At 47.0% G+C, this 25,791-nt stretch carries 18 protein-coding genes; all 18 read left to right on the top strand.

Annotated features, from left to right (window positions below):
- Position 1 precedes the first annotated feature (1 nt).
- The 18 genes from EWM62_RS12260 to EWM62_RS12175 all read left to right on the top strand — a co-directional run bounded on the left by EWM62_RS12260 (position 2) and on the right by EWM62_RS12175 (position 25,789).
- Positions 2 to 427, top strand: a complete 426-nt coding sequence (locus EWM62_RS12260) for a QcrA and Rieske domain-containing protein (RefSeq protein ID WP_129876947.1) — start codon at positions 2 to 4, stop codon at positions 425 to 427.
- Positions 428 to 434: 7 nt separating this feature from the next.
- Positions 435 to 1,499: an imelysin family protein gene (locus EWM62_RS12255; RefSeq protein ID WP_129876946.1), complete on the top strand. Its 1,065-nt coding sequence runs from the start codon at positions 435 to 437 to the stop codon at positions 1,497 to 1,499.
- 26 nt (positions 1,500 to 1,525) lie between these two features.
- A complete protein-coding gene (locus EWM62_RS12250) occupies positions 1,526 to 2,920 on the top strand; it encodes a di-heme oxidoreductase family protein (RefSeq protein WP_203235038.1) in 1,395 nt (464 codons plus the stop codon).
- Positions 2,921 to 3,015: 95 nt separating this feature from the next.
- Positions 3,016 to 5,208 carry an alpha-galactosidase gene (locus EWM62_RS12245; protein ID WP_238989335.1) on the top strand — a complete coding sequence of 731 codons (2,193 nt, stop codon included), beginning with the start codon at positions 3,016 to 3,018 and terminating at the stop codon, positions 5,206 to 5,208.
- A gap of 311 nt (positions 5,209 to 5,519) precedes the next feature.
- Entirely contained in the window at positions 5,520 to 6,068 is a 549-nt protein-coding gene (locus tag EWM62_RS12240) for an ankyrin repeat domain-containing protein (RefSeq protein ID WP_162499834.1), read from the top strand.
- Between the two features lie 171 nt (positions 6,069 to 6,239).
- Positions 6,240 to 7,274 (top strand): LacI family DNA-binding transcriptional regulator, encoded by a 1,035-nt coding sequence (locus tag EWM62_RS12235; RefSeq protein ID WP_129876944.1) that lies wholly within the window; start codon positions 6,240 to 6,242, stop codon positions 7,272 to 7,274.
- A 265-nt stretch (positions 7,275 to 7,539) separates the two neighbouring features.
- Complete coding sequence (locus tag EWM62_RS12230; RefSeq protein WP_238989334.1) at positions 7,540 to 10,548, top strand: SusC/RagA family TonB-linked outer membrane protein; 3,009 nt, start codon at positions 7,540 to 7,542, stop codon at positions 10,546 to 10,548.
- 28 nt (positions 10,549 to 10,576) lie between these two features.
- Entirely contained in the window at positions 10,577 to 12,094 is a 1,518-nt protein-coding gene (locus tag EWM62_RS12225; protein ID WP_129876943.1) for a RagB/SusD family nutrient uptake outer membrane protein, read from the top strand.
- A gap of 31 nt (positions 12,095 to 12,125) precedes the next feature.
- A complete protein-coding gene (locus EWM62_RS12220) occupies positions 12,126 to 12,992 on the top strand; it encodes a PKD domain-containing protein (RefSeq protein ID WP_129876942.1) in 867 nt (288 codons plus the stop codon).
- A 58-nt stretch (positions 12,993 to 13,050) separates the two neighbouring features.
- Complete coding sequence (locus EWM62_RS12215; RefSeq protein ID WP_129876941.1) at positions 13,051 to 14,175, top strand: acyltransferase family protein; 1,125 nt, start codon at positions 13,051 to 13,053, stop codon at positions 14,173 to 14,175.
- 28 nt (positions 14,176 to 14,203) lie between these two features.
- The gene (locus EWM62_RS12210; RefSeq protein ID WP_129876940.1) at positions 14,204 to 15,754 is read left to right on the top strand and encodes a DUF4832 domain-containing protein; all 1,551 of its coding nucleotides are present in this window, start codon (positions 14,204 to 14,206) and stop codon (positions 15,752 to 15,754) included.
- Between the two features lie 14 nt (positions 15,755 to 15,768).
- Positions 15,769 to 17,379: a glycoside hydrolase family 31 protein gene (locus EWM62_RS12205; RefSeq protein WP_129876939.1), complete on the top strand. Its 1,611-nt coding sequence runs from the start codon at positions 15,769 to 15,771 to the stop codon at positions 17,377 to 17,379.
- Between the two features lie 281 nt (positions 17,380 to 17,660).
- A complete protein-coding gene (locus EWM62_RS12200; RefSeq protein ID WP_129876938.1) occupies positions 17,661 to 18,791 on the top strand; it encodes a phosphotransferase enzyme family protein in 1,131 nt (376 codons plus the stop codon).
- The gene (locus EWM62_RS12195; RefSeq protein WP_162499833.1) at positions 18,784 to 19,440 is read left to right on the top strand and encodes a carbohydrate-binding family 9-like protein; all 657 of its coding nucleotides are present in this window, start codon (positions 18,784 to 18,786) and stop codon (positions 19,438 to 19,440) included. The genes EWM62_RS12200 and EWM62_RS12195 overlap by 8 nt, the downstream gene beginning before the upstream one ends.
- 24 nt (positions 19,441 to 19,464) lie before the next feature.
- Positions 19,465 to 20,763, top strand: a complete 1,299-nt coding sequence (locus tag EWM62_RS12190) for a sugar MFS transporter (protein ID WP_129876936.1) — start codon at positions 19,465 to 19,467, stop codon at positions 20,761 to 20,763.
- A gap of 27 nt (positions 20,764 to 20,790) precedes the next feature.
- Positions 20,791 to 22,140, top strand: coding sequence for a Gfo/Idh/MocA family protein (locus tag EWM62_RS12185; protein WP_129876935.1), 1,350 nt, complete (start codon positions 20,791 to 20,793; stop codon positions 22,138 to 22,140).
- Positions 22,141 to 22,245: 105 nt separating this feature from the next.
- Entirely contained in the window at positions 22,246 to 24,165 is a 1,920-nt protein-coding gene (gene nagB / locus EWM62_RS12180) for a glucosamine-6-phosphate deaminase (RefSeq protein WP_129876934.1), read from the top strand.
- A gap of 127 nt (positions 24,166 to 24,292) precedes the next feature.
- Positions 24,293 to 25,789: a flavin monoamine oxidase family protein gene (locus EWM62_RS12175; protein ID WP_203235037.1), complete on the top strand. Its 1,497-nt coding sequence runs from the start codon at positions 24,293 to 24,295 to the stop codon at positions 25,787 to 25,789.
- The last annotated feature ends 2 nt before the right edge of the window (positions 25,790 to 25,791 follow it).

The raw sequence follows: 25,791 nt of genomic DNA, 5'->3' as shown, positions 1-25,791 counted from the left end.
AATGAGCAGCAGAAGAAGCTTTATCAAATCGGGATGCGCGGCATGTATATTAACGGCTTCGGGTTTATCTTTTTTAGAATCGTGCTCGGCACCCTTGCCCATGATCAAACTGGCGGGTACAAAAGCCGGGCAGGTAGAAGTTGGCACCGATAGCTTTACAGGTAAAGGCAATATGCTGGTGGTGCGCAGCAAACAATTAGAGTACGATATCCTGCTGATTAAAAATGGCGAAGCTTACAAAGCCCTTTATTTAAGGTGCACCCACGAAGGCGTGGGCCTTACCCCGGCTGCCAACAAAATATTTTGCAGCGCACATGGCAGCGTGTTCGACCTGGATGGCAAGGTGGTTAAAGAACCCGCCCTGCGCCCTTTAAAAACGTATCAAACAGAAGTTATCAATAATCAAATTATCATCCACTTAAGTTAAAACATATATGAATACATCTATCAAAAGATCAATTGCACTGGTATTGCCGGTTACATTGCTGGCCTTATCCTGTTCAAAAAACGACCCGGTTAACAATGCCGATAACGCTACGCTAAAAACAGAAGTGCTGGCCAACATATCTGCCAATGTTTGCGCCGCATCGTACGATGATATGTACGCTAAAACCCAGGAATTGCAGGCCGCTGTTACTACGCTGAACACCACACCTACCGATGCTAACTTAGCAACAGCGCGTACTAAATGGAAAGCTATCCGCACCACCTGGGAGCAAAGCGAGGCCTGGTTATTTGGCCCGGTTGAATCTGGAAATATCGACCCGCGCATTGATACCTGGCCGGTTGATTTTAACGCGCTTGAAACCATCCTGAACAGCAGCGATGTGCTTAACGAAGCCTATGTTGACGGGCTTGACGATGCGTTAAAAGGCTTCCACCCGATAGAGTATATACTTTGGGGCCAAAACGGTACTAAAACCGCAGCGCAACTTAAACCACGTGAAAAAGATTTCCTGGCGGCGCTTACCCAAAACCTGGTGAAGCTTTCAAAAGAAGTGAAAGACAGCTGGACAAACGGTTATAAAGATCAGCTGGCTAATGCGGGCAAAGGATCAAGCGAGTTTACTACACAACAAGCTGCATTTGTACAAATTGCCGATGGTATGGCAGGCATTTGCGGCGAGGTAGCCGATTCAAAACTGAAGGAACCGTTTGATCAGCAGGATCCTAATCTGGAAGAAAGCCCCTTCGCTAAAAACTCGATAACTGATTTTACAAACAATATAAAAGGCATAATGGCTATTTACCAGGGCAACTTTGCTGCCGATGGCAAAGGTGTTGAAGATGTGGTTCGTGCAAACAACCTGTCGTTGGATGCCGAGATAAAAAGCAAGCATGCCGCCGCGATAGCTGCCCTTGATGCTATTGATAAACCATTTGGCGAAGCGATAATATCAGAACAATCGAAAGTGCAGAACGCCATGAATAAGATTACCGAGCTTGCCGAAGTGCTTGACGGTAAATTAAAACCATTTTTGGTACAGTACACCAAATAATAAGATTAGAGAGCGAATATACCGACATGAGAAAGACTACTATAGCTGTATTATTTATCCTTGCCACGATGGTTGCCTTGCAGGTAGCGTGCAGGAAAGCTGATAGTATATCGCCAGATGATAATCCCGACAGCGAGTGGCTAAGCGGCGGCAGCCAAACCGCCTTTGACCAGGGCGGAGGTGCTTTTTCGCATGCCTTTGCTTCATTGCCTGCCAACCTTGTACGGATACATGAAATTGGCGACGGGCAATTCAACGCAACATTTGTATCGGCGCCGGCCCCGTTAAACCCGGGGTTGGGGCCTGTATTCAATAACGTATCGTGCGGGTCGTGCCACGTGGCCGATGGGCGCGGTAAAGTGCCGGGTGTAGGCGAATCGGCAGCCAATATGCTGTTCAGGTTAAGTATCCCCGGCGAGGGCGAGCATGGTAACCCGGTTCCTGTACCCGGCTATGGCGACCAGCTGCAAAGCCGTGCACTGTTAGGCAAGCCGCGCGAGGGTGATATAGCTATTACCTACACCGAAACCACCTACCATTTTGCCGATGGCGCAACTTATAAGTTAAGGGCGCCAACCTATACATTCACCGCCCTGTATACTACCATGCCGGGTAATGTAATGCTGTCGCCGCGCGTGGCGGCACCGATATTTGGTTTGGGGCTTTTAGAAGCTATTTCCGACAATACAATTTTAGCCAATGCCGATGCTGACGATAAAGACGGCGACGGCATCAGCGGGAAACCTAACATGGTTTGGGATGTACTTAAAAGCCAAAAGGTATTGGGCCGTTTTGGGTGGAAAGCAAACCAGCCAACCTTATTGCAGCAGGTAGCAGCGGCTTATAACGGCGATATCGGTATCACCAACTTCCTGTTCCCAAAAGAGAGCAGCGAAGGCCAAACCCAGTTTGACAGCGACCCTAACAGCAAATCGTACGAATTGACGGATAGCCTGCTGCACAGCGTACAATTTTACGTGCGTAGCCTGGCGGTACCGGCACGCCGCATCGCAACCGATGCTAAGGTTGTGGAGGGTAAAGGCTTATTTAAATCTGCGGGGTGTATTAAATGCCACAAGGCAGATATGCGCACCGGGGTTGATGTAAGCCTGCCGCAGGTAAGCAACCAGCTTATCCACCCTTTTACCGATTTGCTTTTGCACGATATGGGTGCCGGCCTGGCCGATAACCGCCCCGATTTTTTAGCAACAGGAACAGAGTGGCGCACGGCACCGCTTTGGGGCATAGGCCTTACCCAAAAGGTAAACGGCCACACCAACTTTTTGCACGATGGCCGCGCACGCAACCTGATGGAGGCCATTATGTGGCACGGCGGTGAAGCCTTATCCGCTAAAAATAAGGTAAATAATATGTCGAAAAGCGAGCGTGATGCCCTTGTGGCGTTTGTAGAATCGCTGTAATTCATAAAACACTATATAAAAAGCCCTTAACATTTTGTTATGGGCTTTTTTTTGCCGTATTATTGTCTATTGTACATTTATAACCAATTATTGACGTGAGAAGCAAAAATTACCTGTTAACCGCATGCCTTATTGCGGTGGCCTTATTCGCCAATGCGCAAGTAGTAACCATCCCTGTAGAAACGCAGCACAACGCGCTGGTACTGCAAACCGACGCCCAAAAGAACCTGAAGATGGTTTATTTTGGCACGAAGCTAAGCGATGCCAAAGAATATGGTTCTATCCAGAAAATGTACAAACCCAATGACGATTCGGGGATACTGGACGATGCATACACGCCATCAGGATCGGCAAATCTTGCGGAGCCTGCCATAACGGTTACCCATGCCGATGGTAATAAATCCCTTGATTTGCATTATATCAGCCATGCGGTAGCAAAAATTGACGATAACGTTTCAATGTTAACCGTAACATTAAAAGATCCCGCTTACCCGTTTGAAGTAAAGCTTTATTATAAAACATTTTTTAAAGAGGATGTTACCGAGCAGTGGTCGGTAATTACGCATAACGAGAAGGGCGTGGTTACGCTGAATAAATTCGCTTCTGCCAATCTTAATTTTAAGGCTGATGGTTTTTGGCTGAAACAATACCACGGCAACTGGGCGACAGAAATGAGACCTGAAGAAAGCAAATTAACCCACGGTATAAAAACCATTGACAGCAAGCTGGGCACCCGCGCCAACCTATACGAACCGTCAACCTTTATTATATCGATGGACAAGCCTGCTACCGAAGACGAGGGTAAAGTGCTGCTGGGTTCGCTGGAATGGTCTGGTAATTTTAGGGTTGATTTTGAGTTGAGTCCCGAGCCATCAAACTATTTAAGACTAATTGCCGGTATAAACAACGCCGCTGCCGAGTACCATTTAAAAGCCGGCGAAGAGTTTGCGACCCCCGCGCTGGTTTATACCTACAGCGACCACGGTACGGGCGATGCCAGCCGCAAATTGCATAGCTGGGCGCGCAAATATAAAATTGTTGACGGCGAGGGCACGCGGCTTACGCTGTTGAACAACTGGGAATCTACCTATTTTGATTTTAACGAGCCTAAACTGGCGCAGTTGTTTAAGGATACCAAAAAGCTTGGCGTTGATATGTTTTTGCTTGACGATGGTTGGTTTGGCAACAATCACCCCCGTAACGGCGACAACGCCGGCCTGGGCGATTGGCAGGAGAACAAGCTGAAACTGCCAAACGGCATCAGCTCACTGGTTAAAGAGGCGCAGGCTAATGGTGTAAAGTTTGGGATCTGGATTGAACCCGAAATGGTTAACCCCGCCAGCGACCTGTACAAAGCCCATCCGGATTGGGTGATCAAAGAAAGCGGCCGCCCCGAAAAATACTTCAGGAACCAGTTGGTGCTTGACCTGACTAACCCCAAGGTGCAGGACTTTGTATTCGGCGTGGTGGATAACCTTTTTACCAAAAACCCTCAGCTGGCTTATTTAAAGTGGGATTGTAACGCGGTTATCTATAACGCTTATTCGCCGTACCTCAAGAAAGACCAATCCCACCTCTACACCGATTACGTGCGCGGGTTGTATAAAGTGCTGGATAGGGTGCGCGCTAAATACCCAAAAGTGCCGTTGATGCTATGCTCGGGTGGTGGCGGCCGGGTTGATTACGGCGCGCTTAAATACTTTACCGAGTATTGGCCAAGCGATAACACCGACCCGCTGGAAAGGGTGTTCATCCAATGGGAATACTCTTACTTTTTCCCGGCTATTGCCAGCTCAAACCACGTTACCGATTGGGGCAAACAACCCATTAAGTTTAAAATTGATGTGGCCATGATGGGTAAAATGGGCTTTGATATTGTAGTAGGCAAGCTTAACGAGCAGGAACTGGCCTATTGCCACGAAGCCTTAAAGAACTACGATGCCCTTAAGGATATCATATGGCATGGCGACCAATACCGCCTGCAAAGCCCATGGGGGAACGATGTCGCCTCGCTGATGTATGTAGATGCCGCCAAATCAAAAGCGGTGGTGTTTAACTACCTGGTGAACAACCGGTATAACGCAGGTACCAAAGCGCCTATCCGTTTTAAGGGCCTCGATCCACAGAAAAAATACTCGGTTAAGGAGATAAACCTGTACCCCGGCACCGGCTCTGTTTTAGAAGGTAAACTGGTTTACAAAGGCGATTTCCTGATGAATGTAGGCATTAACCCCGAGGTGAACAGCTACCATACCAGTGTAGTATTGCAACTGGACGCCGTAAATTAACACGGGCCAAATTCATCGGAAATATAGTGCAATGTCATCTAAATGTCATTTGAGTGCGTGTTGATTTATTATCATTCGTTTAATATAAACTATTAATCAAATTTTAAAATAATGCAACTGTTAATTTGGGTAACGTTTAGGCATCTTTTTGATTTTATTTTTTAATCACACTCTTGGTCCCATTGCCCTATACGAAATTTTGCACTATGCACTTAATTTTCAGGTAACACCGGATTAAGTCCAAACCACGTGTTTCTACGTAGTTTCCCTTGAAAAAAATTTAACTCATAACCCCCTTTAAGTCAATGCAAATGAAAAAAACACTTTCGCTATTAAGTTTATCCTTAATGTTATCCCTGCCTACGTTCGCGCAAAACATTTTTACGGCCATACAGGAAAACGATATCCCGGCTGTTAAATACCTTTTAGAAAAAGGCGCTAATGTAAATACTAAAGACGATCAGGGCAATTCGCCTTTAATTGCTGCCGTAAAAAACGGAAGCGACAGGGCGGTACTATTATTACTGCAACGGAACCCCGATGTTGATGTGAAAGACAAAACCGGCAACACCGCGCTGATATTGGCTGCATCGGTAAAAAACATCCGCATTACCGATCTGCTGCTGACCCATTACCCTAAACTGGATGCTAAAAACAGCACCGGTGCAACCGCTCTGATTACCGCCGTGCAGGCAGGTAATATCGAAGCAGCATCAACACTGTTACGGAATGGCGCGGATACAAGGGCAAAAGATAACCAGCACAAAACCGCTGTTGACTACGCTAAGGAGGCTAACAACGCCGAAGCCATCAGCCTGTTTAGCGCAACTGCCGCAGCAGCCGCCCAAAAAAGCAAATAAGCCCCCAATTTTGATATAAACACACGGCCCTGCATTGTGCAGGGCCGTTATATTTTAAAGCCATTATATAAATGGCTAATTGTAATGTATTATTGTTGCAGCGGCTAAATTGTTAGCTTTACAATTAATATAGTATTTTAGCTACCTGAGAATTGCCCGTACCAGCATAAAATGTCGAGGAATAATTTACCTACTATTAAAGAGATAGCCAAGCGGCTTAATGTATCGGCATCCACCGTATCGCGGGCCCTGCACGATCATCCGAGCATTGGGCTTGTAACCACTATGCGGGTACACAAGGTAGCCAAAGAGCTGGGCTATGAGGCCAATAAAATGGCCATCTACTTTAAAGAACGTAAAACTTATACCATAGGCGTTATCATCCCCGACCTGTCCGAACCGTTTTTTTCGGCCGCACTAACCGGGGTGGAGGATTCGGCCGAGGCCAGTAATTACAATGTGATCATCGGGCAGTCGCTTGATAATTTCGAGCGCGAGAAAAAGATAGTGGAGAACATGAAAGACCATCGTGTAGACGGGGTGCTGGTATCGCTCACCAAAGAAACATCCACCTACGACCACTTCGACAGCCTGAAGAAATACAACATCCCCGTAGTGTTTTTTGACAGGGTGCCAAGCCGTAAAGATATCAATTACGTGGCCTGTAACCTGGTTTCGGGTATGCTGCAGGCTATAACCAAACTGGTAAATATGGGGCACACCCGTATTGGCCTTATCAACGGCCCTGCTAAACTGGCTGCCACGCTGCAGCGCTTAGAGATCTACATCCGCTGTTTAAAGGAGAACAGCCTGCCGGTAGACCAGGACATCATCGTATCAACAACCCTGGGCAAGGCCGATAACCTGAAGGCCATAAACAAGCTGATATCGCTGGAGGAACCGCCTACCGCTGTTATCGTATTTAACGATTATGTTTTGCTGGATTGCATAGCCGCTGTTAAGACCGCCGGGCTGGTGGTAAATAAAGATATCAGTTTTATCAGCTTTGCTAACCTGCCCATTTGGGAGTACATGGATAGCGTGCCGCTGGCATCAATAGAGCAATTTGCCTACAAGCAATCGTCAATGGCGGCGGGCTTTCTTTTCGAGTTGATAAACAATGCTGCAAAACCCAATGCAACCGAACTCCCGCTGCTACAGCATATCATCGATTCGGAGATGATAGATTACACCCCCGCCAAATAATTATCTTTTCTTTTTGACGCGAACAGGTTTTTAGTGGTGCTTTGTGCCCTAAACAGCCAATAATAATCTGCAAATGAGCCGGTAACTGAATTTTACACAAACGTTTGCGTAAAATAGAACAAACGTTTGCGTAAATCATGCAACCGTTTGCGTAACCCTCTTTTACGTTTGCGCCCTGCCCGTGGTATTTCGTTAACAACAATTTTACATCACTTTTACAATAACCAAATATCCAAGCAAAAAACTATAAACTAATTCACACAATATGATCAGGAAAATTTTACTTATCTGTTCTTGCGCTATCATGTTTTGCCTGCAGGGTTTTTCGCAAACCTTACCGGTAACGGGGCGTGTAGTATCCGCGCTTGATAAGCAGCCCATGGCCGGCGTAACGGTTTCTGTTAAAGGCACAACCATAGGCGCCATGACAAACATTAACGGCGATTTCACCGTGAATGTGCCGGCGGGCAAAGCAACATTAGTTATCCGCTTTGTAGGGTTCCTTTCAAAGGAAGTGCCGGTAACCGGAGGCCAAACAGGCGTGCAGGTACAACTTACCGAGGATGTACAGCAACTAACCGATGTTGTTGTGGTAGGTTATACCAGCAAAAAACAAAACGAGCTTACCAGCGCTGTTACGGTAGTATCGGCCAACAAGCTTAAAGACGTTACCGCGAATGATGTAGGTACTATGCTGCAGGGCAAGGTTGCCGGCTTGCAGGTAGTAAACAGCAGTGGCGCGCCCGGTGCAGTTGCCGAAATAAGGCTGCGCGGTGTATCATCGGTTAATGCCAGCCAAAGCCCGCTTTTTGTGGTTGATGGTATCATAGGCGGTAACTACGACCCTAACGACGTAGAAAGCATTACCGTACTGAAGGATGCCGGCGCTACCGCCTTGTATGGTTCGCAGGCAAACGCGGGGGTTATCATCATCACAACCAAAACCGCCAAACAAGGCGAAACCAGGTTCGAGGCCAAGATCTCTACAGGTTTCCGCACGGCCGATTTTGGCAAAATGAACCTGATGAACAGTAACCAGCTTTACGATTATCAAAAGGAGTTTTACCGCGATTACATTGTAGGCGCAACTGATAACTCTTACAAGATAGACCTGGTAAAGTTTTATGCCGAGCGCCCCTTAGCGTTACGCAACCAGGATTATAACTGGTCGAAAGAATCGTTTAAAAAAGCCCCTATTTATAACTTCTACCTGTCTGCCAGTGGCAAAACAGAAAAAAATGATTACTACGTGGGTGCATCGTACTATAAAGAGAAGGGCACATTTGTTAACACCAATTTCGAGCGTGTTAACTTGCGCGGTAATTCAACTTACCACTTCTCTAAAAAACTTGATGTTACCAACAATATTAACCTGAGCGCATCGCAGGGCAAAAGCTACGATTATATGGACGTGTACTACTCGTTCCTGAACATGCCCTGGGATAACCCTTATGATGCCAATGGCAAGCCAATTTACGTAGATGGTAACTCTACCTTTAAATGGTGGTCGAGGGATAAGATCAACCCGCTTAACACCGTACAAAACTCCGATCACTCATACAAAGGGTTCAACATAAATTACGACCTGGGTATTAATTACCGCATTACCAACTGGTTAACATTTGCCAGTACAAACAGGGTTGCATCGTCATTTGATAAAGGGACTAATTTTGTATCGCCGGTTGCAGCAGGTACCTACCATGGCACCGGTTATATTGATGAACTGAACACCCTTAACTACGGCCTTATCAGCAACCAGTTATTAAAATTTGATTTTAAACTGGGCGATCATAACCTGAGTGGCTTTGTAGGCGGCGCGTTCGAGACCAGTAAAAGCGAGTACTCGGGCGCATCCGGTAAAGGATTGCCCGAAGGGTTGAAAGTGCTTAACGTAGTATCAAACAACCAGCTGGTTAACGGCGCTAACAATAAGTACATCCTGCAATCATTAATATCGCAGGTAAACTACAACTACAAAAACAAATATTTCCTGTCGGGGTCGTTCAGGTATGATGGTTCTTCCAACTTTTCGCCAAGCCACAGGTACGGTGGTTTCCCATCGGTATCGGCAGCATGGTTAGCCAGCAACGAGGATTTTATGGCCGATAACAGCATTATCAGCAACTTAAAACTACGTGGCAGCTACGGTATTACCGGTACGCAGGATATCGGCGCATCGCGGTATCTGGGCCTGTTCTCGTTAACTACCCAGTATAACTCATTGGTAGGCGCGGTACCTTACCAGCTGGCAAGCCCTAACTTAACCTGGGAAAGCAAGCGCCAGATAAACGCCGGTATTGATATCGGTTTATTTAACCGCGTAAATTTAACCGTGGATGTTTACCGTAACGATACCAAGGACCTGTTGCTGCAGGTATCGCAGCCGTTATCAGTTGGTTTCGAAACCAAATGGGATAACGCGGGTACTGTAATTAATAAAGGCATCGAGGTGGGGATCAACTCAACCAACGTACGCACCAAAGATTTTGAGTGGAACACCGATTTTACCATCAACTTTAACAACAACAAACTATCAGGTTTCCCTTCGGATATCATCAAAACAGGTTCGTGGAGCATCTCGCAGATCTACCGCAACGGCGGCGATCTTTTTGAATTTTACATGCCAAAATGGTTAGGTGTTGATGCGCAGACAGGCGCCCCGGTTTGGGAAAAGATCATTTACAATACCGAAGGTAAAGCTGTGGCCAGCGAAAAAACATCAGACTATGCGCAGGCTACCAACCAGGAAGTAGGTTCGGCGCTGCCAAAGTTCCAGGGTGGATTTAACAACAGTTTTAGATATAAAAACTTTAACTTACGTGTAAGTACTTACTTTAACTATGGTAACAAAGTATTTAGCAACAACTTAAGGTTTATGATGAACGACGGCCACGAACCATACTACAACCAGATACAATTGCCTGCCGGCGCTAAGATCTGGAGTGGCCCGGGCGATACACAGGCTACAGAGCCAAGCCCGCAAAACTCGGCCAACTCTACCGAAACATCAACCCGTTATTTAAGGGATGGCAGCTATTTCACCATCCGTAACATTGCTTTTAGCTATACCCTGCCAACCGCATGGGCCAGCAAAATAGCCATGAAGGGTGTAACAGTAGGTGTAACTGCCGATAACGTTGCTACGTTCTCGAACTTTTTGGGCCAGGACCCGCAAACTACCATTACACCGGGCAGCTTTGCAACACCGGGCGTATCAGACTTTAAGTACCCTAACAACCGCCAATATTTGTTAACCGTTAATTTCAACTTTTAAGCAGGTCCCAGCCTATTAAATTAAGTATATGAAAAAGAAAATATTCTCCATTATAACCCTTGTGTTAGTTGCGGCAAGCAGCTGTAAAAACTTAGATGTTAACCCAAGCGACGCCATTAGTACCGGCACACTGGTAACCACCAGCGATGGTTTAACTAACGCCCTGAACGGAGCCTACGCTTTGTTTAAGGACCATATTGAGTTTAACGGTACGGTAGACCAGAACAACATGTACCTGCGCCAGTTTTATCACCTTAGCGATTTTGCCAGCGATGATATTGTTTGCGGCCAGGTAACTACCGACCCATTGTACTACAGCTTTAGCCTTGATCATTCGCCGGCGCAGGGCAACACCCGTTACTTCTGGTATATATCATACAAGATCATTACAGGTGTAAATACCGTTATAGATGCGGTTGAAAAATCGGGGAAAACAGATGCGGCTACCAACCAGTTGCTGGGCGAGTGCTACTTCCTCCGTTCATTCTGCCACTTTAATTTGGCAAGGTTATTTGCCAAGCCATATTCTGTTGACCCTGGTGCGCCTGGTATCATCCTGCGTACCAACCTTACCGATCCGGCTAAAAAGGCGCGTTCAACTGTTCAGGAGGTTTATGATTCTGTTATTGCCGATGCCGAAAAAGCCGCGACATTAATGACCCAGCCACGTGGTGTGCAATACGCATCGCAGGAAGCCGCATGGTCGTTACTGGCGCGTGTTAACCTTTACAAAGAAGATAACGCTAAAGCCATTGAGTATGCAAACAAGGTAATTAACTCAGGTAAGTTCACTTTAGCTAATAAAAACGAATACAAAACCTTATTTGCCAATGCAACCACCAGCAGCGAAACTATCTTCTGCGTGGCATTTACCCCGGTTGACGATTACGGAAAATTTGGTTCTATCGCATCAATGATCTACTCAGACGGTAACTCGGGCTGGGGCGAGGAATATGCTTCATCATCATTACGTTCGGCCATGTCGGCCCATCCCGAGGATGTTCGCTGGTCGTACATTGTGCCTTTATCAGATGGCTCGGGTGGTGTACAGAAGAAAAATGGCATCGAAGTGTACTATATCAGTAAATTCTCGTTCCAGGGTGGTTTGCCAAATTTAAGCTCGCCAATTATGTTCAGGATAGCGGAAATGTACCTGATACGTGCCGAGGCCGAGGCTAAAACAGGAAAAACCGCAGATGCGCTTGACGATGTGGATATGATCCGCAAAAACCGCGGCTTGGAAGGTTCACTGTACAATAAAGTTGTACCGGGCGGCAAAACCGCATTAGATGTAGTGCTGGATGAAAAACGTATAGAAATGGCATTTGAAGGCCACCGTACTTACGATGTGTTCCGTAACAAACGCACATTAAACAAAGCTTACTGGGGCTACCATCTGGCCGGTTTAAAAGAGACTGATGTCGATCTGTCTAAAACACCTGCCGGTTACCCTAACCTTACGGTGCCTTACACTAACCCGCGCACTATCTATTATTTACCGATAGACGAGGTGTTAAGCAACCCGCTGGCAACCCAAAACCCATAATTAATTATCACACAGTAACATACAAATTGATATGAAAAATTTAAAAGCTTACATGTTCGTGCTAACAATAGTTGTAGCAAGTACGGTATTCAGTTCATGTAAAAAAGATAAATACACACCCCAAACCGATCTGCAGTACGATGTAGAGGTTGATGGCCCTACCGCAACCTTTAAGGTAAAAACAGAAGGTGTAACCGGCTATAAATGGGATTTTGGCGATGGCGAAACATCAACCGAGGCCAGCCCTACGCATACTTACCCCGGCAAAGGCAAATACGTACCAACCTTAACTGCATCGGTAAACGGCCAAAATGTTGAAGCATCAACCGTTTTACGTATAGCCAAAACATCACCGGTAAAGATCAACGATAACTCGCTGGACGATTGGGCAACCGTTACCAAAGATGTGATTCCGCTGGGTGCCAGCAAAGGCGTTTTCAATAACGTGAAGATGGATTACGATGGTAACTATGTTTACCTGTACGGCGAAATGGCCCGCAAAAAATCAGATGCCGATATTTTCGATATTTACCTTGATTCGGATAACGACGCGGGCACCGGCCTGTTAACAGGTACCTTCCCCGATGGCGGTTACGATATACTGCTGGAAGGCCAGCTGCTAACCGCGGGCGTAGATATTTTTTACCACAACAGCGCCGATCAAAATGCATTCTCGTTTGCCCCGCAATCAATAGCCGAGGCCTACACCGTAGGTACCGTAAAAGACGAAGGTGGCGTAGTTAAATTTGAAGTGCGTTTTGCACGCGGCAAGCTAAAGGGCTTAACAGGTTCGGGTTTGCGCATAGCTATACAGGCCATCAAAAACGATTGGTCGGTAGTGCTGGGCAACGCGCCGGATGAAGGGACCTCGAGTTTCTTCTTAGACATGAGCGAATAAGGTTTAGTTGGTTTATATCTGTTTGTTGACGCTGTAATTAAATATATATCGGGCACTTATGGTAAAGGTTACAACTGCTGATCAATTGGCTAACGGGCGCTTAGTATCGTTAGATGTTATGCGCGGCATGATCATGATACTGCTTTGCGGCGAAAGCTGCATGCTTTACGAAGCAATAAGGCATATCGATCCTACGCAGCCCATGGGCGGGTTGATCAACCAGTTCTTTCACCATCCATGGCACGGGCTGCATTTCTGGGATTTAGTTCAGCCCGCGTTTATGTTCATGGCAGGTGCCGCGATGTATATTTCTTACAGCCGCAAACTGGATAAAGGCATAAGCTGGAACAATAACCTGCGCCACGTATTGATACGCAGCCTTAAGCTTTTTATTTGCGGTGTGGCCCTGCATTGCTTTTACGCGGGTAAACCCGTTTGGGAACTTTGGAACGTGCTAACGCAGTTATCGTTTACCACCATAGTGGCTTATTTGATAATCAACCGGTCGTACACCTGGCAAATTGTATTTACCATAGGCCTGCTGGTGCTTACCGAGGTTTTATATCGCACCATACTGATGCCCGGCTTCGACCAGCCGTTTGTTGAAGGAAAAAACTTTGGAGCATATGTTGATACCCTGTTGATGGGAAAAATAAACAGCGACGGCTGGGTAACCATCAACTGCATACCAACCGCGGCACATACCATTTGGGGCGTACTGGCGGGTAAGCTGTTAATATCAAACAAAACCATCAGCTATAAAATAAAAGCCTTAATTGCAGCCGGTATCGTAGCCCTTGTAATTGGTTTTGGGCTCGATCTTTCAGGCATAACACCCATTATCAAACGAATCAGCACCAGCGCGTTCGCGTTTGCATCGGTTGGGTGGGTATTATTGATACTGGCTGCAGTTTACTGGCTTGTTGATGTAAAGCGTAACAACAAATACGCCTGGGTCTTCACCGTAGTGGGCATGAACGCCATATTCATCTACCTGTTTTTCGAAACCGTAGGCATGCAGTGGGTAAACGGCAAAGTGGCCATTTTTACCGGCGATATGCTGCACCTGTTCTTAAACGTTCCGCTCAGTGTAGCGGCAGTGGTATCGGCCATAGCAACTTTGGTTGCCGAGTGGGGCCTTTGTTACTGGCTGTATAAACGGGGCATCTTTTTTAAATTATAAACTAACCTATACTAAAAGCCATTACATCATGATAAAAAAATTTACAGGCTATGCCCTGGGCATGTCCTTAGCAACCATACTGCTTGCTTTCTCGTGTAACAATAAAAGCGACAACCTGGTTAAAGTAGAAAAGGTAAATGTTACCTACACCGAGAGCGCCGAAGATTTCCCTAATCCCGAGCGTGGTTTTTACCGCTACTCCGAAGTGCATTCAAGCAACTACCAGGTATTGACCGAGGCCGAACTGAAAAGCTACCGCTCGCCGCAAACTGTGGAGGGCGCCAACTACCAGGTAGCAAGCACATTAGTTTTTAGATATTATGTGCTGGATGATGTAGTGAACACCGCTATTTCGGCAAGCTTTTTAACCAACCTTAAAAAGGATTTCGATGCGGCCCGTGCGGCAGGCGTTAAGCTTATCCCACGCTTTGTTTACACCGCTACTGCAAAACCGGGCGCTTGCCCCGAAGGGTTTATTTGCCCGCTGTATGGCGATGCACCAAAAGCCATTATCCTTAACCACATCGCGCAGCTAAAACCTGTACTGCACGATAATGCCGATATCATTGCCTGCGTGCAGCTGGGCTTTATAGGCGTATGGGGCGAGCAATACTACAGCGACTTTTTTGGCGATGCCTCCAATAATGGCAACCAGAACAACCGCCTAACCGATAACAACTGGAAAGACAGGATAGAGGTGATAAAAGCCATGCTTGATGCCGTACCTGCCGACAGGATGATACAGCTGCGTTACCCGCAGTTAAAGCAACGCTACATTTATGGTGTTAACTCGCCGCTTACCTCGGCCCCTTTAACCGAAAGCGGCGCCTTTACCGAAACCGATATTGCCCGCTTAGGCTATCATAACGATTGCTTTATGGCCAGTACCAATGATTTTGGCACTTACGAGGATTATGGTAACAGCTCAAGCCCCCGCACATCTGATGGTGCGGTACTGAACACCTTGAAGGATTACTTTAAAGCCGATAGCAAATTTGTAGTGGTTGGCGGCGAAACCTGCTCTGACGATTTTAGCCCAACCAACGATTGCGAACCAGCCGGAAAGATCCAGGCGGAGTTTGCAGCCCTGCACTACAGCTTCATTAACGCGCATTACAATAATGATGTAAATAACGATTGGCAGGATGGTGGCTGCATGGATAACATTAAACGCAACCTGGGTTACCGTTTTGTACTGCAAAGCGCCGTACTGCCTGATAACGTGGTTAAAGGTACCGACCTTAATATTGTACTGAATATTAAAAACGCGGGATATGCGTCGCCATATAACAAACGCCCGGCAAAATTGCTGCTGCGCAATACCAAAACAAACGAGGTAAAATCATTTGACCTGGCTACCGATGTACGCAAATGGTACAGCGGCGATAACAAGGTTACAGAGTCTATCAAGATCCCGTCTGACTTCCCGGCCGGCGATTACGAGATGTTGTTAAACTTGCCGGATGCTTACGCGAGCATTGCTACCAAGCCCGAGTTTAGCATCCGTTTGGCCAACAACGATGTTTGGGAAGCGGCAACAGGTTACAACAAATTAAACCACACTATTAAAGTTAACTAAGCAATAAGCGGCAGATGACCAGAGTCTTTAAAATAGGTATGTTTTTGTTAGCGATGTTATGCACCGCCGGTGCGCAGCTTTGCGCGCAAACAACCTTAGCTATTAAAGATGGCGAAAAATGGTATGGCGGCGCAGTGAACGAGGCCCACCTGATGCCCTTTAAAGACGGTTACAGCTACGATATGTATGGCGATACCCGTGGCAACCAGGCTGTGCCGCTGCTGATATCTACCAAAGGCCGGTTCATCTGGAGCGAAGAACCGTTTAAATTTGCTTTTGAAAAAAATACGCTGATCATCAGCAATGCTAAGGGCGCGTTAACTATCGATTCGGCTGCGAAGGATTTGCGGGGAGCGTTCAGCAACGCTGCAAAGCGTTTCTTCCCTTCAAAAGGTAAGCTGCCCGATACTTTACTGTTTAGCAAACCGCAGTATAATACCTGGATAGAACTGGTTTACAACCAAAACCAAAAGGATATTTTAAGCTATGCAAGGGCGATAATTGGCACCGGTTTTCCGCCGGGAGTTATCATGATTGACGATAACTGGGCCGATTACTATGGCAGGTTCGATTTCCGTGCAGACAGGTTTAGCAATGCTGCCGCAATGGTAGATACCCTGCACAGCTTAGGTTTTAAGGTGATGCTTTGGGTTAGCCCCTTTATGTCTGCCGATACCGAAGTTGGTCGCGAGTTGCTGGATAAAAAACTGCTGTTGTTTGATAACGAAGGTGACGCCAACAAGCCCTGGGATAGGGCAACCAAACCTGCCATCATCAGTTGGTGGAACGGCTACAGCTCGGTGCTCGATTTCACCAACCCCGGTGCCATGGCATGGTTTCGCGGCCGGTTAGATCATATGGTAAGCACCTATCACCTGGATGGCTTTAAGTTTGATGCCGGCGATGCCGATTTTTACCCGGCCAATGGCTTATCCTTCAAAAAAGCGACGCCAAACGAGCATAGCAGGCTTTGGGGCGAAATAGGCCTGCATTACCCGCTAAACGAATACCGCGCCATGTGGAAAATGGGCGGCGAACCGCTGGTACAACGCCTGCGCGATAAAAAGCATAATTGGGAAGATCTGCAAAAGCTTATCCCGCATCTTACTACGGCGGGCCTGCTGGGTTACCAGTTCACCTGCCCGGATATGATTGGTGGCGGCGAGTACGGCTCGTTCATTGGCAGGGATAAACTGGATGAGCAACTGGTGGTACGCTCGGCGCAATGCTCGGCATTAATGCCTATGATGCAGTTTTCGGTAGCGCCGTGGCGGGTGCTGTCAAAACAAAACCTGGCAGCCGTTAAAAAAGCGGTTGAGATAAGGGCCCGGTACACGCCATATCTTATGCAGTTGGTAAAGCAAGCCGCCAAGACCGGCGAGCCCATAGCCCGCAGCATGGAGTACGAGTTCCCCAACCAGGGTTTTGCTACGGTACAAGGGCAGTTTATGCTGGGCGATAAATATTTGGTGGCACCAATGATTGCTGCCGGCAATACAAAAACAGTTTACCTGCCAAAAGGTACCTGGAAAAGCGATTTGGGTAAAACGGTAAAAGGCCCCGCTAAAATAGAAACAGAAGTAGCGGCAGACAGGCTGCCGGTGTTTGAATTAATTAAAAATTGAAACCCTAAATATTATACGATGCAAAATTTTAAGATTAAGGTTTTTGGTTGTTACGAAATGAATTTTAAACAACCGTTTGCGTGAAAATAGCACAACCGTTTGCGTGGTTTATGCAAACGGTTGTGTAGCGGCATTTTCAACATGTGCTTATGCAGCGCCCTTTTGCTAACAATAAATTTACATCACATTTACATGTAAGTAAAAACCAAAAGGCGGCCAAACATATAACCAACCCACCCCATGTGTGGATCAATAAATAACATTAATAATTCTAAAATATAGTGCAAAGTTCTAAAAACATAGCTGAGGTTGTATCGCACTTTAAATGTGCCGCAGACGTGGGTTCGCAAAAAGCTTATGGGTCGGGGCATATCAACGATACTTTTTTCTTGAGGAATGCATCGGCAAGCGGCCCTAATTACCTTTTGCAGCGCATTAACCATAGTATTTTCACCAACGTGGAAAAACTTACCGATAATATGCGCAAGGTAACCGAGCACCTTAAAAATAAAATAAGCGCTTTTGGCCACGGCGACCCTCTAAAAGAAGTAATGACGTTGATCCCCACCACCAACGGCCGCTTTTTTTATAAGGATAGCACCGGCGATTACTGGCGCATGTTCTATTTTTTAAGTGATACCAAAAGCTATGATGTGGTACAAACCGAAAAGCAGGCCTACGAAGGCGGCAAGGCTTTTGGGAAGTTCCAGGCTATGCTGTCGGATATCCCGGCGGGCGAAATGTTTGAGGTGATCCCCGATTTTCATAACATCCAGAAACGCCTGCAGCATTTAGACGAGGCCGTTGCAAACGATGCCAGCGGCCGCGTAGCATCTGTTGCCGCCGAACTGGCGATCGTAAAAAAATACGCGGCTTCTATGCAGTACTTTCAGCAGCCGGAACAGGTTGCAACGCTGCCAAAGCGCGTTATCCATAACGATACCAAGTTTAACAATGTGTTGCTTAACAGTAACGACGAGGCCCAGTGCGTGATAGACCTGGAGACCGTGATGGATGGTTACGTAGCATACGATTTTGGCGATGCCATCCGTACCATTGTAAACACCACTACCGAAGACGAGGCGGACCTAAGCAAGATCCAGCTGAACCTGCCGCTGTTTAACGCTTATGTGCGTGGGTACTTACAAGAAGCATCAAAATTTTTAACAGATGCCGAAGTTAAATCGCTGATGAAAGGCGCGCTATTGCTGCCCTACATGCAGGCGGTAAGGTTTTTAACCGACCATATTAACGGCGACAAATACTTTAAAATAAAGTTTGAAGGGCACAACCTGCAACGGGCAAGGGCGCAGTTCCAGCTGGTAAAAATGCTGGACGCCAATGCAGATGCCATGCAGCAAACAATACTTAACGAGATTGATAAATACAATACAGCGCCTACCAATGGATAATGGTATAACAGTAAATATTCCTTACCTTAAGGGTTTTGATGGCTTTGGCACTGTAGAGGATGTATCAAAGGCACTTGACGGTTACGAGCGCAGGCAAATACAGCACGCGCCATGGGCAGGTAACGAGGAGCAGCCGGAGGCATCATTCGTGCTGGCTTATGGTGAAAGCGATATCTATCTGAAATATTACGTAACCGAGCATACTTTAAAGGCCGAATACAGTAAATTTAACGACCCGGTTTTTGAAGACAGTTGTGTGGAGTTCTTTATAGCCTTTGATAACGATGTAAACTATTACAACCTGGAGTTTAACTGTATGGGTACCTGCAGGGCGCAATACGGGCAGCATAAAACCGGGCGAACGTTTTTACCGGTAAGCCTGCTAAAAACCATCAGGCACCAAACGCTGGTTAAAACCGGTACCAATAATATAAGCTGGGAGCTTACTTTATGCATCCCTAAAAAAATATTCAAGTTTCACCCGGGGCTATCGTTAGCGAAAAGCAGGGCGAAGGTTAACTTTTACAAATGCGGCGACGGCCTGCCCCAGCCGCACTTTTTATGCTGGAACAGGATAGAGGCCCAAAAGCCTGAGTTTCACTTAAGCAATTTTTTTAAAGAGATCGTATTTAGTCCGCAGGTGTATTAGCGTTAAATCCCAAACCCCCAATATATGTCAGATACAGCAGCACTCAGTAACAAAAAAGCAACGCTAAGCCCCATATTCATTATCGGGATGCTGTTTTTCATCTTCGGGTTTATCACCTGGCTAAACTCGGTGCTGATACCTTACTTGAAACTGGCCTGCGAGCTTACAACCGTTGAAGCCTACCTGGTAACTACCGCTTTTTACATTTCTTATTTTGTGCTGGCCATCCCCTCCGCCTGGATCCTGAAGGTGACAGGTTTTAAAAAGGGCATGTCGGTAGGCTTGGGCATTATCGCGGTTGGGGCGCTAATATTTATCCCTGCGGCGTTAACGCGTTATTACGGTTTGTTCCTGTTTGGCTTGTTCATACAAGGCTCGGGGCTGGCGCTTTTGCAAACGGCATCAAACCCATATGTTACCATATTAGGCCCGCCGGAGAGCGCCGCGAAGCGCATCAGCATTATGGGCATCTGTAATAAGGTGGCTGGTGCGCTTGCCCCGATCATCTTAGCTGCCATCGCCCTAAAAAATGCCGACGGCCTGAAAGAGCGCCTCGACAAAATGGCACCGGATGTTAAACTCGCCGAACTTAACGAACTGGCTTCGCGGGTTATTACGCCTTACATAGTTATTGTAATAGTACTGCTTGTACTGGCGGTTATTATTTACTATTCCAGCCTGCCAGAGATAGATACCGACCAGGAAGACGAAACAACCGCGGTTAACAATACCGGCAAAACCAGCATTATGCAGTTCCCGCATTTATTGCTTGGGGTACTGGCCCTGTTCTTTTACGTAGGCGCCGAGGTTATTGCCGGCGATACCATTATCAACTACGGCAGTACACAGGGCATTGCTTTAGGTACAGCAAAATATTTTACTACCGGTACGCTTATATGTATGCTGGGTGGCTATTTTGTAGGTATAGCCTGTATCCCCAAATACATGAGCCAGGAAAAAGCCATTAAGCTTTCGGCTGTATTAGGTTTGATATTATCGGCAGTGGCCATACTTACAAGGGGGTATATCTCGGTAGCGGCAGTAGCCTTATTGGGTTTGGCAAACTCGTTGGTTTGGCCGGCTATATGGCCAATGGCATTGGCCGGTTTAGGCAGGTTTACCAAAATAGGTTCATCATTATTAATTATGGGCATAGCAGGCGGCGCGATAGTGCCTTTGGCTTATGGCGCTTTAGCCCAGGCATTAAAAAACCCAAGCCAGGGTTACCTGGTGTTGATACCGGCATACCTTATTATTTTATATTATGCCATAAGCGGGCATAAAGTGGGTAAAACAAAAAGCTTATTAAACGAACAATTATAATCATCAATAAAATAAACACTAAAAGTTATGGATCGCAGACAATTTGTTTGGAATACCGCTGTAGGATTAGCAGGGCTAACAATTTTGCCTTCAGGGTTATTATTCGGAAAGAATGCAGATAAGGTAAGGTTGGGTTACATAGGTGTGGGCCTGCGTGGCCGCAACCATATTGGCGAGGGCTTGCTTCGCGATGATGTGGAGATAGTGGCCATTTGCGATATACAGGAAAGCTCGCTAAAATATTGCCGCGAGCAATTTGTAAAAGCCAAAAAGAAACTGCCTGCAGAGTACACCGGAGGCCTTGATGCCTACAAAAAACTATTAGATCGTAAAGATATTGATGGGGTTATAATTGCTACCCCGTGGCAGTTTCATAAAAGCCAGTCTATTGATGCTATGCGTGCCGGCAAATATGTTGGCTGCGAGGTTATTGCCGGTATTACCGAGCAGGACCACTGGGATATACTGGAAGTACACGAACAAACCAAAGTGCCTTACATGACACTGGAGAATGTTTGCTACCGCCGCGATGTAATGGCCGCCCTGAACATGAGCCGCCAAAACCTTTTTGGCGAAATAGTACACCTGGAGGGCGGTTACCAGCACGATCTGCGCGGTATTTTATTTAACGATGGTAAAAGCTTTAATGGTAAAGGCGGCGAGTTTGGCCCCAACACCATGGGCGAATCGCAATGGCGCACGCAGTGGAACATTGACCGCGACGGGGATATTTACCCAACCCACGGCGCTGGCCCGGTAATGAACTATATTGATATTAACCGCGGTAACCGTTTTACCAACCTGGTGTCGTTCTCCTCAAAATCGCGCGGGTTAAATGCTTACGTTGAAAAAGTATCGCCGGGAAATAAAAACGCCAAGATCAAATTTAACAACGGCGATGTTACCACAACTACGCTTAATTGCGCCAACGGCGAAACCGTGGTACTTAGCCACGATACGCACCTGCCGCGCCCATACTCGTTAGGGTTTAGGGTGCAAGGCACCGAAGGTATCTGGATGGATGTTGCGGATGCGGTTTACATCGAAGGCAAATCGGCCAGGTACGATGAGTGGGATAAGGCAAGTGTTTGGTTCGAAAAATACGACCACCCGCTTTGGAAAAAATTTGAAAAATATGCCGAAGGCGCTGGCCATGGCGGTATGGACTGGTTTGTATTTAACGGCTTTGTAGAGGCTATAAAGCAAAAGAAACAAACGCCTATTGATGTGTACGACTCTTTAACCATGAGCGTGATAACACCGTTATCAGAAAAATCATTAAAAGATGGTAACGCCCCGCAGGCATTTCCCGACTTTACAAGGGGTAAGTGGAAAGAGCGTAAAAACACCTTCGCTTTAGACGATAGCGGTTTCTAAATAATACAAACTTAAACGAATATTAAACCGGCGGGCCTGCTAAAAAGCAGGCTTCCGCATGGTTAGGGTACTGCTGTGCCTAAACCAAACCAAAAACCACACAAAATGCTACTCAATTTATTAGAAGAGACCCGGTACGAGAAAGTACCCGTAAAGATCTACCCCAATGATACCGAAGCAAGCCTTGATGTAGCTAAGCGTATTGCCATCATCATAAAACAAAAGCAGGCCAAAGGTAAAACCGCTGTGCTGGGCCTGGCTACCGGCGTATCGCCCATAAAGGTTTATACAGAACTGATCAGGCTTCATAAAGAGGAGGGCCTCAGCTTTAAAAATGTGGTCACCTTTAATTTGGATGAATATTATCCCATTCAACCCAATTCGGCACAAAGCTATGTGCGCTTTATGAAAGAGCACCTGTTTGACCATGTTGACATAGATATGGCCAACGTAAACATCCCCGATGGTACCCTGGCCGAGCAAGACATCGCGGCCTTTTGCATGGCTTACGAGCAAAAGATAAACAGCTACGGCGGTATCGACGTGCAGCTTTTGGGCATTGGGCGTACCGGCCACATCGGGTTTAACGAGCCGGGTTCGGCACCAAACTCAGGTACCCGCTTGGTTACGCTAAACAACCTTACCCGCCGCGATGCATCAAAAGATTTTGGCGGTAAAGAGAATGTGCCAACCAAGGCCATCACCATGGGTATAGGCACCATTTTTAAAGCCCGCGAAATTATCCTGCTGGCATGGAATGGTAAAAAGGCTTCCATAATAAAAAAAGCTATCGAGGGCGAGATCTCGCCGGATGTGCCCGCCACCTACCTGCAAAACTCGGACAATGTTGAATTTATTATCGACCGCGATGCATCTGTAGACCTTACCCGCTTTGACACCCCCTGGCTGGTTAAGGATTGTGTTTGGGATGATATGCTGATCAAAAAGGCGGTAATATGGCTGGCCAAAACCCTGGATAAACCCATCCTTAAGCTTACCGAAAGCGATTACAACAGTAACGGCATGGCACAGCTGGCTACGCAGCTTGGGCCGGTTTACAATATCAACATCAGCATATTTAACAATATACAGCATACCATTACCGGCTGGCCGGGCGGCAAGTTCAATGCTGATGATAGTCAGCGGCCCGAGCGCGCCAACCCTGCTGTAAAACGTTCAATCGTATTTTCGCCGCATCCGGATGATGATGTGATCTCGATGGGTGGTACCTTCATCCGCCTGGCCGATCAGGGGCACGAGGTGCATGTGGCTTACCAAACATCGGGCAATACCGCCGTTTGGGACGATGAGATGCTGCGCTACGTAGAGTTTGCCATGGATTTTGCCCGCTCGCAATCGCAGGATGCGGCATACCTGGAGGGGCTTTATAAAGGTATGGTCAGTTTCCTGAAGGCCAAAACACCAAACCAAAGCGATACAGAAGCCATCCGAACGGTAAAAGGATTGATCCGCAAGGGCGAGGCCATTGCAGGGGCAAGGCTGGCCGGGTTACAGGACCAGCGCATCCACTTTATGGACCTGCCCTTTTACGACCGCAGCAAATTTGACAAGAACGTATCCTTTGAGGACGATATACAGCAAACCATGCAGCTTTTGCAGGAGGTGAAGCCGCACCAGATCTTCGCTGCCGGTGATTTTGCCGACCCACATGGTACACACAAGATATGTTTCGAGATTATGCTGGAAGCCTTTAATCGCCTGCGGCAGATAGAAGACTGGACCAAAGACTGCTGGATCTGGCTGTACCGCGGAGCATGGCACGAGTTCGAGATCCACGAGATAGAAATGGCCGTACCGCTATCCCCGCAGGAAGTTTTACGAAAGCGCCTGGCCATATTTAAACACCAGTCGCAAAAGGATATCCCGGTATTCCCCGGTGATGATGCCCGCGAGTTTTGGGTACGCGCCGAAGACCGCACGCAGGAAACCGCCCGTTTATACAACAAGCTCGGCCTTGCCGAATATGCGGCTATCGAAGCTTTTGTAAGGTGGAAGTTTGAGTAAAAGTCCTCCTATATTATATAATTGAAAAGCGTTGCGACTAAACGGCGCCCGCTTTTTTTTAACCCCATTTTCTTTTATATTGCAGTAACCAATAGCCGCATTCTCAACGCGGGTTTGTTATAATATCATGAGTATAAAACGACGTTCGTTCCTCAAAAACACATTGATAGCCGGCGCGGGTGCCGGCTTAATGCCGCAATTTTTACAAGCTAAGGATACGGCGAAGCCTGCTTTTACACCAACTGATTTCCCGGTATCTGCTAACGGCAAAAAAGTAATTGTTGCCGGTGCGGGCATCACGGGCCTTTGCTGTGCTTACGAGTTGATGAAAGCCGGGCACGATGTTACGGTGCTGGAAGCATCGGGCAGATATGGCGGGCATGTTTTTACCGGGCGGGATAGTCTTTCGGATGGCTTGTATGCCGATTATGGTGCCGACCACATCACCAAGCCGGGCTACGAACATTTTTTTGAATATGTGCAGGAGTTTGGCCTCAAAGCCATCCCGTATCCCAACGCCGAAGGATCGGAAGCGGCTAAGGACGGCAACGTACTTAAAATGATAGACGGCAAATTTTACACCGAAGCGATGCTGAAAGACCCGGCCGTGCTTACCAGATTTGGCTTTAACGAAAAGGAAGTGAAGTTCCTGTCGCAAAACCCTTCATATGAATTAAGCGGACTTTATATTAAGCCATATCTTTCAAAATTTAAAGACCCTTACCAGCCTTTTGGCGTCGGGTATGATGAGTATGATAAGATCCCGATGTCGGATATATTTAAAAAGGAAGGCGCATCTGCGGCTGCTTTAAACTGGCTTGGCGGTAACCATACTTCGGCCCTATATTATCTATGGCGGGCTTATTTGATGCAGCAGCGCGGTATCCCCGCATCCGAAGGTGAGACCTTTCACCTGAAGGACGGCAACGAGCAGCTGCCGATGGCCTTTGCCAAACGCCTGGGCGCAAAACTAAAACTTAACCACCCGGTAACTGCAATTGAGCATAGCGCAAGCGGGGTTAAGTTAAAGTATAAGGCCTTTGGGTACGAGGATGAAAAGGAAATGGCTGCAGATGTATTTGTAAATTGTATTACCCTGCCTGTATTTAAAAATATCCCCGTTACTCCGCCATTATCGGCTGCCAAGCAATACGTAGTTGATAATATGGCGTATTCCTCGCATCCCTTTTACGTGTTTGAGTGCAGCACCCGGTTTTGGCTCGATGATGGTTTTAAAAGCATCAATATGCAGTTTGAGCACCCGGATATATCATCCATATGGGAAGAAACCAACGAGGTTGACAGCAAACGCATTGTTTTAAAAGCATACGGCCCCGGTGGCTTGTCACCGCAACGTGTGCTGGCGGCTTTCCGTGAAGTGTACCCCGGCAAGCACGATACCATTGAGCAGGCCTTAACCAAAGACTGGACAAAAGATAAATATGCCCCTGCCTGCGAAATGGAACCCTTCCCGATAGGAGAGATGCACAAATTTTGGCCGCAATTAATGCAGCCCGAAGGTCGCCTGTACTTTGCGGGCACCTATGCCGATAATATGAGCAGGGGGATGGAGTCGTGCATCCGCTCGGCGCAGCGGGTAGCAAAGGAAATAGATAAGCTTTAACC

Source organism: Mucilaginibacter terrigena, from assembly GCF_004168255.1.
In the GTDB taxonomy this organism is placed as follows: Bacteria; Bacteroidota; Bacteroidia; order Sphingobacteriales; family Sphingobacteriaceae; genus Mucilaginibacter; species Mucilaginibacter terrigena.
The sequence above is the reverse complement of the archived record's forward strand: the minus strand, read 5'-3'. Positions and strand labels throughout refer to the sequence as shown.